Genomic DNA, 13,015 nt, shown 5'->3' with positions numbered 1-13,015 from the left:
AGCATGTGCTCCATATTCTTTGGCGAAAGTGGAGCATTTGCTCCATAATGTCAAGTAGTCAGGCGCCCATGTTTGCTCAATGCGCGGATGGGGGGAACGAGGCTGACTCGCAGGGTCAATGCCGACGGGACAGCCGGGAGGTTATGGTGTCATGTGCGGGTGATTGAAGCCCCACCATCCATCAGCGATGCGGTGCCCGTCACAAAGCTCGCTTCGTCAGAGGCAAGGTACAGCACCGAGCGAGCGAGTTCTTCTGGCGTAGCCACCCGCTTGAGAGCGTGCAGGTTCGTGATGAACGCCTGCTTCTCAGGTGTATCGTTCATTTCCCGGTACATGTCGGTGTCGACTGCGCCCGGCAAGATGGCGTTCACACGGACGCCGTGCGGTCCGAACTCGGCCGCGAGCGCCTGCGTCAGACCGATCAAGCCGGATTTGCTCGCGGCATAGGCGGCCACTCCGGGAAACGCGCAACTATATCCGATAAAGGTGGAGGTGAAGATCACCGAGCCGCCGCCGTTTTTCAGCATCTGGCCAATCTGATGTTTGGCCCCGAGAAAGGACGCAACGAGGTTGATCCCGACGGTCTCACTAAACCCCGCTTCTGAAATTGAAGTGCTCGGGCCGGCTTCGCCGATAATGCCGGCGTTGTTGAACGCGATATCGAGGCGGCCGAAGTTCGTAACTGCGGCTTCGAGCAGAGCCATATGCGTGGCTTCTTCGCGGACATCGCCGGCGACAGCGACGGCCTCGCCGCCTGCTACCCTGATGCCCTCCACCAGATGATCGAGCTCAGCCTGGCGGCGCGCGCCAACGACTACTTTGGCGCCTTCGGCTGCAAAGAGCTGCGCTGTGGCCCGCCCGATTCCGGAACTTGCCCCTGTAATGATGGCGACCTTGCCAGCTAATCGGTCCATTCTTCTTCTCCGCTTGCATAGCGGCGGCCTCTGCCGCGCCTTCTACTCACTGGAGATGGCGCTTTCCGATTGTCCGGATTAGTGTGCCGATTCAGGAACTGGATTACGGATTCATCGAACAATGGTCAGGATCGAGGCGATTGCTGCTTTTATTGCCGTGGTTGAAGGCGGCTCTATCAGCGAGGCTGCGCGGCGCCTTCGCCTGTCCAAATCGGTCGTCAGCGACCGATTGGCGGATCTGGAGAAATCGCTAGGTGGGCCGTTACTTCGACGTACGACGCGCAAACTGACTCTCACCGAAGACGGCATCGATTTTCTCGATCGAGCACGGCGAGTAATGGGCGAGCTTGATGATGCGAGCGCTGCCATGGCCGAGCGGCGCGGGACACTTGCGGGGCCTCTGAGGATTGCTGCTCCAGTGACGTTCGGGCGAATGCATCTGGGGCCTGCGCTCTTCCCGTTTCTCGCGAAGCACCCGAAGATCGTGCTGACGCTGGAGATCGACGACAGGCGCGTCGATGTCTCGTCCGGCGGCTACGATGCTGTCATTCGGCATGGCGCGATCGCCGACTCCCGGCTCGTTGTGTGGAAGCTGGCGCGCAGCCGTCGTCTTTTAACGGCCTCGCCCGAATACCTCGCGCGGCATGGGACGCCCGCAAGCTTGACCGACCTCGAACGCCATCGCGGAATATTCTACACCAATCGTGGCGTTGCCGACTGGCGCTTCGAGACGGAGGACGGTGCGAGTCTGGTGAGAGCAACAGCCGCACTTGGGATAAACAATGGCGACATGATCCGCGACGCCGCGATCGCCGGCCTCGGCATAGCGCTCCTTCCAGCGTTCATTGCAGGACCTGCAATCACCGCGGGGCAACTCGCCGAAGTCGACGTGGGATACAGGCCGCAGGAAGAGTTTATCTACATGGCGCACGCAGAGGGGCGCAATCCATCGGCTAAGCTTCGTGCGATCGCCGAACACCTGAAGAAGGCATTCGGCGACCCGCCTTATTGGGAGCCCAGCGGCGCTTAGATGGGGCTGTTTGCTCCGGATCGGATGATAGTGCCTCGAAAGGTGGTTGCTTACCTCCCGGATCCTACGCGGCGCCGGTCTTCCTGGCCTCGGCACCGGGATAAGTGGCGAAGTCCGTGTAGCCAATTTCGCCACGCCGCGTGTAATAGGTCGATCTGTCGGCTTCGGCCAAGGGCCAGTTGTGCTTCAGGCGCTCGGCTAGATCCGGGTTTGCGATATAGGGTCGACCAAAGGCGATGAGGTCAACTAAGCCGGTGGCGAGCGCCGACTGCGCATCTTGCCGACTGGTAAAGCCGCCGCACCAGATGATCGACCCAGGAAAGGCGGCTCGTACCCTGGCAAGCACGTCATGATCTATGTAGTGCTTCTTGAACTCGGCGCTCTCCATGTTGCCGGAGGGCATAAGCTCGTAGACCAGATGCATATAGGCGACGCCTCGGCGCCCCAGCTCCTCGGCAACATACAACAATGTCTCTTCTGTGCGCGGGTCAACCGGCATCGAGTTGAACGTGCCGTAGGGTGCCAGCCGAACGCCCACGCGTCCCGGCCCCAATGCCCGTACTGCCTCGTCGACGGCTTCCAGCAGGAACCGTGTGCGGTCTTCCACTCGGCCGCCGCCGTACCGGTCGTCGCGCGAATTGAGGACGGAGTTCATGAACTGCTCGAAAAGATAGCCATTGGCGGCATGGAGCTCGACGCCGTCGAAACCGGCCTTGTCGGCGTTGACGAACGCCTGCGCGAATGTTGCGACCAAGGCGGAGATTTCCTCCGTCTCAAGACGCCTCGGGGTACCCGCGCGGATGTAGCCCAGCTTGCCATCCGGCCCGTGGGCAAACACATCCGAATGCGCGGCCGGTTCTTCGGTGACGCCCCATGGAGCCTCGCCGTTTGGCATCAGTGATGAATGCGACATTCTACCGACATGCCAGATCTGGGCGAAGATCTTGCCCTGTTTACGGTGCACCTCATCGGTCACCCGCCGCCAGCCATGGAGCTGGGCATCCGTGTAGAGTCCGGGAGTCATTGCATAGCCCTTGCTCGAGGGTGCGACGTCGACCGCCTCAGTCACGAGCAGGCCGGCGCTCGCCCTCTGGCTGTAGTAGGTTGCCATCAGATCGTTGGGAACATCGCCGTCGGAGGTGCGTGTTCGGGTCATCGGCGCCATGACGATGCGGTTCCTCAGCAAAACCGCGCTGCCAAGCGAGTGGGGATCAAACAGATCTACCATGAGCTCTTCCTTCCATCTGCTTTGGATGGAAGGTTTACTTCTGACGCGTCGTCACCATCTACACACCGTTTGGTCAGTGGTCCTGAAATGAAGATTATCAATCGACTCCCCGGCTTGCCGGTCGAGCGCGCCTTGAAGGTTCTCTCCGGGCGCTGGAAGGCTGTCATTCTCTACGCGCTTCTCGACGGCCCGCACCGCACCTGCGAGCTCGAGAACCGCATTGTCGGCATCGCTCAAAAGGTGCTGCTCGAGCAGCTGCGGGCGCTCGAAGAACATGGAATGGTGAGCAGGCGCCCGAGCGCAGACGGCCGGCAGGGCGTGGAGTACGTACTCACGACTCTGGGCGAAAGCCTCCGACCGATCCTCACGGCCCTAATCGATTGGGGAGTTCATCACGCGAAGGAACTCGGTGAGGACGGCCGGCTTCTGCCATGCGAGGCAGTCGTTCGAGGTCGCGCTGTCCGGCCTCACAGCGCGAAACGTTAGAAGTTGATCGTAGCTGGAACCCACGGATGGATCCAGCGCCACGCACGCCGCGTCGACAAGATGCATGCACGATATACAACCCGGACGAGTTCAAGCGCTCGCAGGGCGCGCCTCATCAGTGCGCCCGTTCTACGAGCGCTGCAATGAATTTATCCGGAGACTTGAAGAAAGCTGTTGCGCGTTCCTGCTCTCGGCGCGCCGGCTCGGAGGGGGAAGACATTCGGCCGGGCGGCTTTACCTGCAGGCATAAATGGGTCGGGGTTGCAGGCACGGCACAAGGCAGCGCGCGCCACGATACGACTGCCTCACGATCTATGGACGTTCAGTGTTCCCAATGCGAGTTACAGATTACCGAGCACATGTTCACCCGCTTGAACTGCGGGTCCTTCGCCGCCAGGAAATCGTCGTTGAAGGTTCCGAACGTGGTTTCAGTCCTGTGCTTCATGCCGTGGTAGAACGCGTTGATGATCTCGTCCTTGAAGTCGGCTTCGCGAGGAAACACCGCTACGACCGCATTACGCTGCCCTTCTGTGTAATGTTCGAATCCACTTCCGGCGACGTCCATTCCGGCTCCGGCCTGTAGCAGGGCGATTTCCGGCCGCATGAATTCCGGAATGCCAGGTGTCGTGTGCAAGGCAACCGCGTTCCACACCGTTTCGATGTCGCCCTCGGAGATGCCGCGCGCGCGCAGAAAGTCACGCGCGGCATTTGCCCCATCCACCTCGAAGCGTAGGTGGCTATCAGCAAACTGATCCGTCAGACCAAGATCATGGAACATAGAGGCGACGTAGAGCAGTTCAGGATCGTAGATCAGCCCCTTACGCTTCCCGCTCATCGCCCCCCAGAAGTAGACGCGACACGAGTGGTGAAAGAGCAGCTTGCTCTCCGTGTCGCGTATAAGCTGAGTCACATCCCCCACGAGCTTGCTGTCAGGAATGCGTATGTCGGCTATCTCCAGCGGGATCATGGCACCCTCCATTCATGGGTTGGTTGGGACCGGCCTTCGGCCGACTTACCGCACTGCCTGTGGCGTGTTGCGGAAGCTGATTGCCATGCGATTATAGCTGTTCATCAGGCTGATCGCGATGGTGAGGTCGACAAGCTGCTTCTCGTCGAAGACCTTCCGCGCCGCCTGGTAGGCGCTGTCAGGCACGCCGGTCTGCGCGACGAGGGTAACGCTCTCCGCCCATGCGAGAGCCGCACGCTCCGTCTCGGAGAATAGGTTGCCGCCCTCTTCCCAGGCCTGCAAGAGGGCCAACTTCTCTGTGTTGACGCCCCGCTTGATAAGCTCGCGGGTGTGCATGTCGAGGCAGTAGGCGCAGTTGTTGATCTGCGATACGCGCAGATAGACGAGGTCGACGAGTTCTCCCGGCAGGCCGCTTTGGGTGACGTAGCCATACACCGCGCCTAGTGCCTTCGCTCCAGTTGGTGCGATCTGGTTGTAATCAAGCCTCTGTGTCATGTCGGTTCTCCTTAGTTCTGCTTTACGGGGAAAGTGAGTTTCGTTTCGGAGGTATCGGTGACGAAGATAGCAAGCAGCCTGGCTGGCTCCGTCGAGCTCGCGTTGCGGCTGATGGAGTGGACGGCGCCCGGTGGCTCCGACCAGCCTTCTCCGGCCTTGTAGATGCGAGCCGGGCCGTCGTTGACCTTCGACACCACCTCGCCAGAAAGGACGTAGGCATAGATGAAGGCTGACTTGGCATGGCTATGCGGCTGGGAAGCGGCACCAGGCTCGTAGTCAACTTCGACGGCGACAAGCGACCTGCCCGGTACGTTCGCGATAGCCTCCCGGAATTTGGGAGTGACCGTTTCGGACCGCGGATCTTGCGCCAATGCATGCGACGCCATGATGCAGGACAGTGCCGCGAAGGCGGGCAACAGGTTGTTCATATTCATGGACTTGCTCCTTTCGACGGCCTGAAGATGCGCTGCCGTGGCACAAAAAAAAGAACCAAGAACCTGTAGAAACATTGTACTATGAACCATGAAAACCAGACTTCACCTTTCCGTCGACCGCTCAGGGCAAGCCTCGCTGTCAGAACAGATCCACGCTGGGATCAAGAAGGCGATCGAGACCGGCGTTCTGGAGCAGGGAGTGCGTCTGCCATCCTGGCAGGACCTTGCAGCTGAGCTCGGAGTCGCGCGCGGAACCATCCGAGCCGCCTACGACAAGCTAGCTGCAGCCCAGTTAATCGAGGCTTCAAGGTCGGGCGGCACACGCGTGGCGCAGCGGCCCAGCGTGGTTGCAGATGGCCGGCGGCAGGTGGATGGCGGTCCATTCATGAACACGTATCTGGAGATGACGCAGGGACCGGCGTTGTTTCAAATGGGCGTGCCTGCGACAGATGTCTTCCCGGCAACACTGTTCGCTCGTCTGCATGGCCAAGCCGCGCGTACCGGAGCGAGTGCGCCACTATTGTATCCAGATCCGCGCGGGGAACTCGAGCTAAGACGGGAGATCGCTTCCTTTCTGGCCCTAGCCCGCGGCATGAACTGCTCACCCGACCAAGTGATAGTCACAAACGCCTATGCCGCAGGGCTTGGGCTTGCACTCGGCGCCCTGAAGCTGGCCGGACATGCCGCTTGGTTGGAGGAGCCTAGTTTTCCGTGGTCGAGAAGAGGCGTGGAACTAGTAGGTCTATCCATTGCGCCAATCCCGGTCGATGCGCAGGGAATCGACGTGGAGTACGCTATGCGCTCGTGCCCCAGCGCCAGGCTCGCGATTGTCACACCGGGACAGCAGGCACCCTTCGGCCATACATTGTCGCTCGACCGGCGTCTGCTTCTGCTCGATTGGGCAGCAGCACATGATGCATGGGTCGTGGAAGACGATTACTTGAGTGAACTGCAACTAACCGGTAGAGCTGCTCCGGCGCTCGCCTCACTCGACCGAGCCGGACGCGTCATCCACATCGGGTCCTTCAGCAAGACTATAAGCCCGACGCTCCGACTCGGCTTCGTCATTGCGCCTCCGGCGCTTGTGCCGCTGTTCGCGGAGACGGCGGCCTGCTTGGCGCCAGCGCCAGGTCCTGCAGTGCAGATGGCGGTCGCGGAGTTCATCAGGGAGGGCCACTATCTGAGACACATCCGCCGCATGAAGCGGCTCTACGTCTCGCGACGGCAGGCGGTACTTGCTTCACTGCCAAATTCGGACTGCGTCGTCGAAGTCACCACGCCCGGTCTCGCGGTCATGCTCAAACTGCGGAACAATGTCTCCGACGTCGCGGTGGTGAGTGAAGCTTTGACATTCGGTCTCTTCCCAGCCCCTCTTTCTCCTTGGTTCGCATCGCCAGAACACGCTCAGTCAGGCCTTCTGCTCGGGGTGGCGACAGCGCCTCAAAAAAATCTTGCCGAAGCTTGTCGTCGGCTTCTGGAGCTTGCTGAACGCACGGGGGCCTAGTCGGCTTCTGCTTGCTGTCGGTGCTTCACTCTGACCTCCGGAAGCTGCCGCGATACTGAGCCGGCGTGACCGCGAGACGCTGTGCGAAAACGGCTCGCATCCTGTCAGCGGTGCCGAAGCCGCAGTCGTAGGCGATTGTCTTCAGCTGAAGATCGCTACCCTCCAGTAAATTCCTCGCGGCGTCGATTCTGGCCCGCTCCACGAACTCGTGTGGGGTGCAGCCCATCGCCTGCACGAAGTGCCTGGCAAGCCTGCGTGTGCTCATGCCAGCCAGGTTCGCGAGAGATTCCAGGGTGTGCCGTTCACGCAGGTGTGCCATCACATGCTGCTGGATCTTGGTGACTGGCGACGTCGGATCAGCGGGGGGCCACAAGGAACGGGCTGAACTGAGACTGACCATCTTGCCGCTGCGCAACGACAACCAGCCGCTTCGCGACCGCCACGTCGCTGCCATGTGCCTCCCTGACCAGTGCCAGCGCCGGATCTATACCCGCCACGCCAGCCGAGGTCACAAGGCGGCCGTCACGTACGTAGATGGCGTCGGGCTCAACCTGTGCAGCCGGAAACATGGTCGCCAGAGAACCAGCGTTCTGCCAGTGCGTCGTTACCCGGCGGCCGTCCAGCAGCCCGGCGTGCCCGAGCGTGAACGCCCCTGTGCAGATAGAGCCGAAGGTCGCGGCTTGCTGAGATGCGACGGAAAGCCAGTCCGCCAATTTCGGATCAGGAGTTCGATTGGGTAGGTCAGGGCTACCTGCAACCAGCAGGATATCGAAGGCTTCATCGACGTCAGGAAAGCGACGCCTGCAATCATCCGCATATTATTCGAAGCACGTATTGGCTGACAATGCGGCCCCACGAGAATGATCTCGTAATGGTCTTCCGGCTGCACGTAGATGTTCGTTTCGGCGAATGCATCGACGGGGCCGGCCACGTCCAGAGCCTGCACGCCTTCATCTGCAACGATACCGACTTTCTAAATGGCCAATTGACGGTGCCTGGCAAGAAAGGGGGTGAGCTTGTCCTGATCTGGCGACTGCTGGTCTTTGCGCTCCGTCCTGGGAAAGCGGTAGAAGAGAGCTGGAAGATTCCGAAGCCGCAAGGACGATACGGCCCGCTTCCACCAATTGCAACGAAACCTCCCATGTGCGCCAGTTTCGCGCCACGGCGGAGCCATGACTGAAAGGAGCATGACGATGACCGAGGTCATAGCTGGAATATCCGTGCCCGACAGCGCAATAGCGCGTGCCGCAACCGAACTTGTCCGCGATACCGAGGACGATCTTCTCTACAACCACAGCCGTCGGGTGTTCTTCTGGGGCGCGCTGACCGGCGAGTGCAAGCGGTTGAAGTACGACCCCGAGCTTCTCTATCTCGGAGCCATGTTTCACGACACGGGGCTGACGGAGAGATACTCGAGTGCCGATCTGCGTTTTGAAGTCGACGGAGCGAATGCCGCGCGCGACTTCATGAGGAGCTACGGACTAGCTGAACACGACATCGAGGCCGCGTGGACCGCCATCGCGCTGCACACCACGCCTGGTATACCGGAGCATATGCGCTCCACGATCGCCCTTGTCACCGCAGGCGTGGAGATGGACGTCCTGGGCATCAACTACCACAACTTCTCGCACGAGCACCGCCATGAGGTCTGCTCCTGCCATCCGCGCGAAGAGAGCTTCAAGGAAAACATCATCGACCATTTTGCGGAAGGCATCAGGAAGAAGCCGCAAATCACCTTCGGCAATGTCAAAGCAGACGTGCTTGCTCTGAAGGACCCGAGCTTCAAGAGAGGGAATTTCTGCTCGATCATCCTTGGCTCTGCATGGCCGAAGTAGCTGAATGACCCGGCTGCGAAGGCTTCAGGTTTACTTGACGGAGACTGGCGCCGTGGCGGCTTTGAGCCAGCCAAGAGCGCGCAGCCAGCCGAAAGAAACCAAACACACCGGCCATCGAGTACTGGAAAGGAAGACAGACCATGAAATCTCTTGCTACTTACGCCGTAGCCGTAGCCGTTGCCTGGCTGCTCGCAGCGACGGCTGTCACAACCCCTGCCGCACCCGCGCAATCGTCCGTGCCAGCAAGCGGCGCAAACCCGCAACTGGCGGCCGCGGCCATCGAAGGCGTCGCCATTCCCGAACAAGGCTCGCTCGGGATGCCGCTCAACTCGTTGGGGAGGCCGAAGGGGAGTTGCTGTTCGAGCATTCGACACGTGTTTTTCTTTGGGCCGCGCTCGCCGGAAGGCATAAGGGCGTCCAGTACCACCCGGAACTCCTTTATGTGGCGTCGATCTTCCATGACTTCGGTCTTACGTCGGCCTATCGCGAGAGTCATTCACGTTTTGAAGTGGACGGGGCAAACGCCGCGCGCGACTTCCTGAGAAGGCACGGGGTGCCGACGCGGCCTCCGAAAGGGTCTGGCTTGCTGTGGCGCTCCACACGACGAACGGAATATCCGAACACCTCTCTCCGATCGCAGCACTGCTCGCCAAGGCGCCAGCATGAATCTCGTGGCATTTGGTCAGGAGTCCTTCAGCGGGCGCGAGCGAGACGCCATCGAAGCGGCATATCCTCATCCAAGCGACTTCGCCGAGAGATTCATGGATGCGTTGTACCGCGGGTTGCAACATCGTCCGGAGACGACACAAGGTACGGGCCTTGCGGATGTCATGGCGTATAAGGACGTAACCTTCAAGCGGCGGGACTTCAGCAAGCTTTTGCTCGGCGCCCCATGGGAAGCGGGTAGATAACATCGAAGCTTCTCGTCTCTGCTGAAGAAGGTAAGAAACGTCGTTGATCACTTGGCATTGGCATGGAGCTATTAGAGAGGCCGGCCCTGGCGGGCAGAAGCGGAGGTTGCAAAAGCGGTTTGCTCGTCCGCTTCTACGCCAGTGCTGCCGAAAGTCGACAGTCTGCTTCCGGCCCCATTTTGGTCATCGCCAACCATGTTCGAGATGACCGCTTTTGGCGCAAACTAGCCATCTAGCACGTGGCGTCAAACCTCCGCAGTCCCCCAAAGCGGAGTCTATGTCCGGTGGCGGCTTGCGACAACGGCCGAGCAGATGATCGTTTCGCCTCCGTAATTATCGTATTATGTTCCCGCGGGACAAACCGCGCGGGCCAATACGGCAATGAAAGGACCAAATGTAGGGCCAAACGCGTTTTTGTATTTAGCGACGCGTGCAGTGATATTTTCGATTTTCCCAACAAAATCAACGTGGTGCGGACGACGGGAATCGAACCCGTACGGTTTCCCGAGGGATTTTAAGTCCCTTGCGTCTACCAGTTTCGCCACGTCCGCCCGCAGCCTAAATCAAATACTTAGTCGATTCAGTCAAGGCAATGTTCTGCGAACGGCGTTTTCCGGACAATCCCAGCGAGATCGCTGAGCAACGCCAGAATTTCACATCATGCGAAAGCGCCGTGCGTCTGAAATGACGCACGGCGCAAGAAGCGACACCAATTTCATCGCGAAGCGTAAATGGACTGGCTTACCGACCTCGGCCGGTCTTCGAGCTTTCTTGTGATTGTCCAGCGCCGCGGCCGCCGCGAGCTACGCCCTTGCCATGGGAGCTGCCGGGGTTCCTTGGATCTGCGCCGTTACCCCAGCCGTTGTTGCCTTTAACCTTCCCGCCACCGCCGCCGCCGGACTTGGCGATTGCGTTTGACGTCAGGCTGGTGGAAAGCAACATTGTCACTGCAGGAGGTGTCACAACGGCGAAACGACCGCAATTTTTCAGAAACTCTCGCCGGTCTTCATCGCTCGTTGATAGTGGTTCGTGTGGTACTTCGGGCATGAACGCCTCTCCTTCGGGTTGCATCCATTACACCCGTAGAGATTGCCATCGCAGCCCGGCGTTGAACATATGGGGTATGATATAGAACCAAAGAGAGCGGTTGGGGACCTGGCTCAATCCTGAGTTCCTGCTTTCGAACGCATATACGCCGCACCGGCACGCCCCAGGAGGCGCGTCGCGTAGCTTGCCGTTTCGGTCGAGGCACGCAGCGTGAGCAGAAGGTCGACGAAAACCGCTCCCTACGATTACCGACCATGCCGCGCGAAAATCAGGTCGGGCTCTCGTCGGAGGCCGAGAGCGCGGCACCGGGCAGATAGAGCGAAATCGGCCGGATCTCGTAGACGGCGGTCGGATTGACGCGGCGCAATTCGCGCGCCGTCTCGACGGCGGCTTCGAGGTTCGGGCAGTCGACGACGTAGAGGCCGAGCAACTGCTCCTTGGTTTCGGCAAAGGGACCGTCGATGATCATGCCGGCACCCTCGCCCCGCAGCGTCACGGCGTCCCTGGTCGAGCCAAGCCGTGCGGCCGGCCCCAATCGCTTCTCCCGGACGAGGCGATCATTGACCTGCAGCAGATCGTCCATCAGCTTGGCATCTGCCTCCCCGGTCCAGGATTCGACCACTTCTTCCTCGTGATAGGCCAATATCGCGTAGAACATGGATCCCTCTACAATCTCCCCATACGCCGCCCAGGCAGGCACAACGACATGCACGCCGTTGCAGTCACGCGGGATGCGAAGCGACCCCGATGAAATGCCCTCGTGAATCGAGGCGATTAGATCGTTTCCGAAGCGCGCGGGCAAGTCCAGCTGCGTCAGCCGCTCGACGTGCTCAAAGCTCGCCTTTGGTCACCTTTGGAGGAACACGGCCGGTGTGATGGATCGGATTGTCCGATCCTGCGCCTTCGGTCGGTTTCTCTTTCTTTGTGGTCTGGCCACTTCTGGCCGGCGGCTTGTCTGCCTCCTCGGTGCCGGACTCTGCGCCCTGGTCCGGGAGGGGCTGTTGCTCCATGTCCATTTCTTTCGGTTCCGGTTTCCATGTGGGAGACGGCATCGGCTGGTCGGTCAGATCGTCATGTTTGGGATCGCTCATGGGCTCGCTCCTTTCGGTCTTGCCAGATCAACCCCGGACATTTCTGAAGGTTCCTCATGGCCTGGCCGGTCCGTTGAAGGATGGGGGATGGCGTCTGCCCAAGAAATTTCGCAACCCCTGATTCGCCAGGGGTTCAATCGCGGCATGTCAATGGCAAGATGATGCAGGGCTCAATGGCATCCCTGATGATGACTAGGAGGGTGGGGCGTGCGTTCACTGCAAGCGTTCGGCGGCATCGCCTTGCTTCCTGAAGACCTGGACACGCTGCAGCGTGTGTTCGACATGCTGTGTCGCGAACATCGATGGCCCCGCGAGAGCGCGCAGGCTCGACGGTTCGGGAGGATGCTGATCCGGGAATATCAGGCTGGCACGACAGATGAGGGACTTCTTCTGCGAGCCGGGCAAGCCTTCGTCAGCCAGGCCATCGCACAAAAGAGATTGGCCTGAACAGAAATCCCGGCCGTGCGGCGAGGAGCCGGTCAATGACCGGCTCAATGATAGTAGAAACAGTCGCAGTCGGCTCTCGTGGCGTCCTCTCCCTTCCACACCCTGACCGCCAGCTTTGACGACTCGCCAGTCTCCTCGAGCCGCAATCCCAACAGCGAAATCGCCGCCGCCTTGGGGTTCGGCGCGTCTATTTCGATGACCGATCCGACCTGGTGAACGCCCAGGCGTGCAGTCCAGGTAAAGATCTGAACATTGTAATGCATGGAATTCTCCATTCAGTCGCCGGCTGTGCCGGTCATAGCCAAGGACAACTGCCCCGCGTCACTTGCCGCCAACGCAGCATCGTCAGCCATCCTCTACGGTCGCTTCCGGTCGATCGCCGCCGTCGGCATGCTCGAAATGCCAGTTTCCCTTCTCATCCTGGAAGCTGATCTCCTCGTCGTCGCCACCGACCTGCTGCTCGGCTGCTGCAGCTTTGGCGGCCGCTAGCGCCATCTCGCGACTGGGAAAGGGCTCTGAATATGCATCGGCTGCCTTGTAGGCCCAGCCTCCATCGTGTGGAACGATGAAATAAGTGATCTGCACCATCCTTCACTCCCATGGATGTTCAAGGACAGTCCCTGCCC

At 60.1% G+C, this 13,015-nt stretch carries 19 protein-coding genes, 1 tRNA gene and 1 pseudogene; 8 read left to right on the top strand and 13 right to left on the bottom strand.

Annotation, left to right across the window (positions count from 1 at the left end):
* Nucleotides 1–149: 149 nt before the first annotated feature.
* Nucleotides 150–914: an SDR family oxidoreductase gene (locus CN933_RS05390; RefSeq protein ID WP_018094946.1), complete on the bottom strand. Its 765-nt coding sequence runs from the start codon at nt 912–914 to the stop codon at nt 150–152.
* A 121-nt stretch (nt 915–1,035) separates the two neighbouring features.
* Between CN933_RS05390 and CN933_RS05385 the strand changes: the two genes are divergently transcribed.
* A complete protein-coding gene (locus tag CN933_RS05385) occupies nt 1,036–1,944 on the top strand; it encodes a LysR family transcriptional regulator (RefSeq protein ID WP_018094947.1) in 909 nt (302 codons plus the stop codon).
* A gap of 64 nt (nt 1,945–2,008) precedes the next feature.
* On the opposite strand, the gene CN933_RS05380 is transcribed toward CN933_RS05385, so the two are convergent.
* Nucleotides 2,009–3,172 carry an alkene reductase gene (locus CN933_RS05380; RefSeq protein ID WP_018094948.1) on the bottom strand — a complete coding sequence of 388 codons (1,164 nt, stop codon included), beginning with the start codon at nt 3,170–3,172 and terminating at the stop codon, nt 2,009–2,011.
* Between the two features lie 87 nt (nt 3,173–3,259).
* On the opposite strand from CN933_RS05380, the gene CN933_RS05375 reads away from it, so the two are divergent.
* Nucleotides 3,260–3,658, top strand: a complete 399-nt coding sequence (locus CN933_RS05375; protein ID WP_018094949.1) for a winged helix-turn-helix transcriptional regulator — start codon at nt 3,260–3,262, stop codon at nt 3,656–3,658.
* A 322-nt stretch (nt 3,659–3,980) separates the two neighbouring features.
* Here CN933_RS05375 and CN933_RS05370 read toward each other — a convergent pair whose 3' ends face one another.
* Genes CN933_RS05370 through CN933_RS05360 form a run of 3 tightly spaced genes read right to left on the bottom strand, consistent with a single transcriptional unit; the run spans nt 3,981 to nt 5,554 of the window.
* A complete protein-coding gene (locus CN933_RS05370; RefSeq protein ID WP_018094950.1) occupies nt 3,981–4,625 on the bottom strand; it encodes an HD domain-containing protein in 645 nt (214 codons plus the stop codon).
* Between the two features lie 45 nt (nt 4,626–4,670).
* Nucleotides 4,671–5,120 (bottom strand): carboxymuconolactone decarboxylase family protein, encoded by a 450-nt coding sequence (locus CN933_RS05365; RefSeq protein WP_018094951.1) that lies wholly within the window; start codon nt 5,118–5,120, stop codon nt 4,671–4,673.
* 11 nt (nt 5,121–5,131) lie between these two features.
* Nucleotides 5,132–5,554: a cupin domain-containing protein gene (locus CN933_RS05360; RefSeq protein ID WP_026168592.1), complete on the bottom strand. Its 423-nt coding sequence runs from the start codon at nt 5,552–5,554 to the stop codon at nt 5,132–5,134.
* An 88-nt stretch (nt 5,555–5,642) separates the two neighbouring features.
* On the opposite strand from CN933_RS05360, the gene pdxR reads away from it, so the two are divergent.
* Nucleotides 5,643–7,058, top strand: a complete 1,416-nt coding sequence (gene pdxR, locus CN933_RS05355) for a MocR-like pyridoxine biosynthesis transcription factor PdxR (protein WP_102761321.1) — start codon at nt 5,643–5,645, stop codon at nt 7,056–7,058.
* Between the two features lie 25 nt (nt 7,059–7,083).
* Here the strand turns inward: pdxR and CN933_RS32340 are convergent, their stop codons facing one another.
* Both CN933_RS32340 and CN933_RS32335 read right to left on the bottom strand, forming a co-directional pair.
* Entirely contained in the window at nt 7,084–7,377 is a 294-nt protein-coding gene (locus CN933_RS32340; protein ID WP_343203860.1) for a helix-turn-helix domain-containing protein, read from the bottom strand.
* Between the two features lie 37 nt (nt 7,378–7,414).
* Entirely contained in the window at nt 7,415–7,819 is a 405-nt protein-coding gene (locus CN933_RS32335; protein ID WP_348627588.1) for a DJ-1/PfpI family protein, read from the bottom strand.
* 110 nt (nt 7,820–7,929) lie between these two features.
* On the opposite strand from CN933_RS32335, the gene CN933_RS31460 reads away from it, so the two are divergent.
* The 4 genes and pseudogenes from CN933_RS31460 to CN933_RS31785 all read left to right on the top strand — a co-directional run bounded on the left by CN933_RS31460 (nt 7,930) and on the right by CN933_RS31785 (nt 9,804).
* Nucleotides 7,930–8,238 carry a hypothetical protein gene (locus CN933_RS31460; RefSeq protein WP_018094954.1) on the top strand — a complete coding sequence of 103 codons (309 nt, stop codon included), beginning with the start codon at nt 7,930–7,932 and terminating at the stop codon, nt 8,236–8,238.
* 13 nt (nt 8,239–8,251) lie between these two features.
* Nucleotides 8,252–8,893, top strand: a complete 642-nt coding sequence (locus CN933_RS05345) for an HD domain-containing protein (protein ID WP_026168593.1) — start codon at nt 8,252–8,254, stop codon at nt 8,891–8,893.
* 4 nt (nt 8,894–8,897) lie between these two features.
* Nucleotides 8,898–9,386, top strand: a pseudogene (locus tag CN933_RS32330) (hypothetical protein); the annotation flags it as partial.
* A gap of 169 nt (nt 9,387–9,555) precedes the next feature.
* On the top strand, nt 9,556–9,804 hold the full coding sequence (locus tag CN933_RS31785; RefSeq protein ID WP_050563090.1) for a hypothetical protein: 249 nt from the start codon (nt 9,556–9,558) through the stop codon (nt 9,802–9,804).
* A gap of 468 nt (nt 9,805–10,272) precedes the next feature.
* Here the strand turns inward: CN933_RS31785 and CN933_RS05335 are convergent.
* The 4 genes from CN933_RS05335 to CN933_RS05320 form a co-directional block, all read right to left on the bottom strand.
* Nucleotides 10,273–10,355 (bottom strand) — tRNA-Leu (locus CN933_RS05335).
* A 190-nt stretch (nt 10,356–10,545) separates the two neighbouring features.
* On the bottom strand, nt 10,546–10,851 hold the full coding sequence (locus CN933_RS31780) for a hypothetical protein (RefSeq protein ID WP_018094956.1): 306 nt from the start codon (nt 10,849–10,851) through the stop codon (nt 10,546–10,548).
* A 268-nt stretch (nt 10,852–11,119) separates the two neighbouring features.
* Nucleotides 11,120–11,509: a YciI family protein gene (locus CN933_RS05325; protein ID WP_018094957.1), complete on the bottom strand. Its 390-nt coding sequence runs from the start codon at nt 11,507–11,509 to the stop codon at nt 11,120–11,122.
* Nucleotides 11,510–11,681: 172 nt separating this feature from the next.
* Complete coding sequence (locus CN933_RS05320; protein WP_018094958.1) at nt 11,682–11,942, bottom strand: hypothetical protein; 261 nt, start codon at nt 11,940–11,942, stop codon at nt 11,682–11,684.
* Between the two features lie 207 nt (nt 11,943–12,149).
* On the opposite strand from CN933_RS05320, the gene CN933_RS05315 reads away from it, so the two are divergent.
* Complete coding sequence (locus CN933_RS05315) at nt 12,150–12,389, top strand: hypothetical protein (RefSeq protein WP_018094959.1); 240 nt, start codon at nt 12,150–12,152, stop codon at nt 12,387–12,389.
* 44 nt (nt 12,390–12,433) lie between these two features.
* On the opposite strand, the gene CN933_RS05310 is transcribed toward CN933_RS05315, so the two are convergent.
* Together CN933_RS05310 and CN933_RS05305 are read right to left on the bottom strand one after the other, a co-directional pair.
* Nucleotides 12,434–12,652 carry a hypothetical protein gene (locus tag CN933_RS05310; protein WP_018094960.1) on the bottom strand — a complete coding sequence of 73 codons (219 nt, stop codon included), beginning with the start codon at nt 12,650–12,652 and terminating at the stop codon, nt 12,434–12,436.
* 82 nt (nt 12,653–12,734) lie between these two features.
* Nucleotides 12,735–12,977: a DUF2188 domain-containing protein gene (locus CN933_RS05305; RefSeq protein WP_003528075.1), complete on the bottom strand. Its 243-nt coding sequence runs from the start codon at nt 12,975–12,977 to the stop codon at nt 12,735–12,737.
* Nucleotides 12,978–13,015: the final 38 nt, after the last annotated feature.

Source organism: Sinorhizobium sp. M4_45 (assembly GCF_002885915.1).
Lineage (GTDB): Bacteria > Pseudomonadota > Alphaproteobacteria > Rhizobiales > Rhizobiaceae > Sinorhizobium > Sinorhizobium meliloti_A.
This window is presented reverse-complemented; position numbering and strand designations above follow the sequence as displayed.

Bases quoted from the DNA above. Each gene is read 5' to 3' on its own strand.
- CN933_RS05325 (WP_018094957.1), bottom strand. From the start codon at position 11,509: ATGTTCTACGCGATATTGGCCTATCACGAGGAAGAAGTGGTCGAATCC.
- CN933_RS05385 (WP_018094947.1), top strand. From the start codon at position 1,036: ATGGTCAGGATCGAGGCGATTGCTGCTTTTATTGCCGTGGTTGAAGGC.
- CN933_RS31785 (WP_050563090.1), top strand. From the start codon at position 9,556: ATGAATCTCGTGGCATTTGGTCAGGAGTCCTTCAGCGGGCGCGAGCGA.
- CN933_RS05305 (WP_003528075.1), bottom strand. From the start codon at position 12,977: ATGGTGCAGATCACTTATTTCATCGTTCCACACGATGGAGGCTGGGCC.
- CN933_RS05380 (WP_018094948.1), bottom strand. From the start codon at position 3,172: ATGGTAGATCTGTTTGATCCCCACTCGCTTGGCAGCGCGGTTTTGCTG.
- CN933_RS05320 (WP_018094958.1), bottom strand. From the start codon at position 11,942: ATGAGCGATCCCAAACATGACGATCTGACCGACCAGCCGATGCCGTCT.
- CN933_RS32340 (WP_343203860.1), bottom strand. From the start codon at position 7,377: ATGGCACACCTGCGTGAACGGCACACCCTGGAATCTCTCGCGAACCTG.
- CN933_RS31460 (WP_018094954.1), top strand. From the start codon at position 7,930: ATGGTCTTCCGGCTGCACGTAGATGTTCGTTTCGGCGAATGCATCGAC.
- CN933_RS05365 (WP_018094951.1), bottom strand. From the start codon at position 5,120: ATGACACAGAGGCTTGATTACAACCAGATCGCACCAACTGGAGCGAAG.
- CN933_RS05310 (WP_018094960.1), bottom strand. From the start codon at position 12,652: ATGCATTACAATGTTCAGATCTTTACCTGGACTGCACGCCTGGGCGTT.
- CN933_RS05370 (WP_018094950.1), bottom strand. From the start codon at position 4,625: ATGATCCCGCTGGAGATAGCCGACATACGCATTCCTGACAGCAAGCTC.
- CN933_RS05390 (WP_018094946.1), bottom strand. From the start codon at position 914: ATGGACCGATTAGCTGGCAAGGTCGCCATCATTACAGGGGCAAGTTCC.
- pdxR (WP_102761321.1), top strand. From the start codon at position 5,643: ATGAAAACCAGACTTCACCTTTCCGTCGACCGCTCAGGGCAAGCCTCG.
- CN933_RS05375 (WP_018094949.1), top strand. From the start codon at position 3,260: ATGAAGATTATCAATCGACTCCCCGGCTTGCCGGTCGAGCGCGCCTTG.
- CN933_RS05345 (WP_026168593.1), top strand. From the start codon at position 8,252: ATGACCGAGGTCATAGCTGGAATATCCGTGCCCGACAGCGCAATAGCG.
- CN933_RS31780 (WP_018094956.1), bottom strand. From the start codon at position 10,851: ATGCCCGAAGTACCACACGAACCACTATCAACGAGCGATGAAGACCGG.
- CN933_RS05360 (WP_026168592.1), bottom strand. From the start codon at position 5,554: ATGAATATGAACAACCTGTTGCCCGCCTTCGCGGCACTGTCCTGCATC.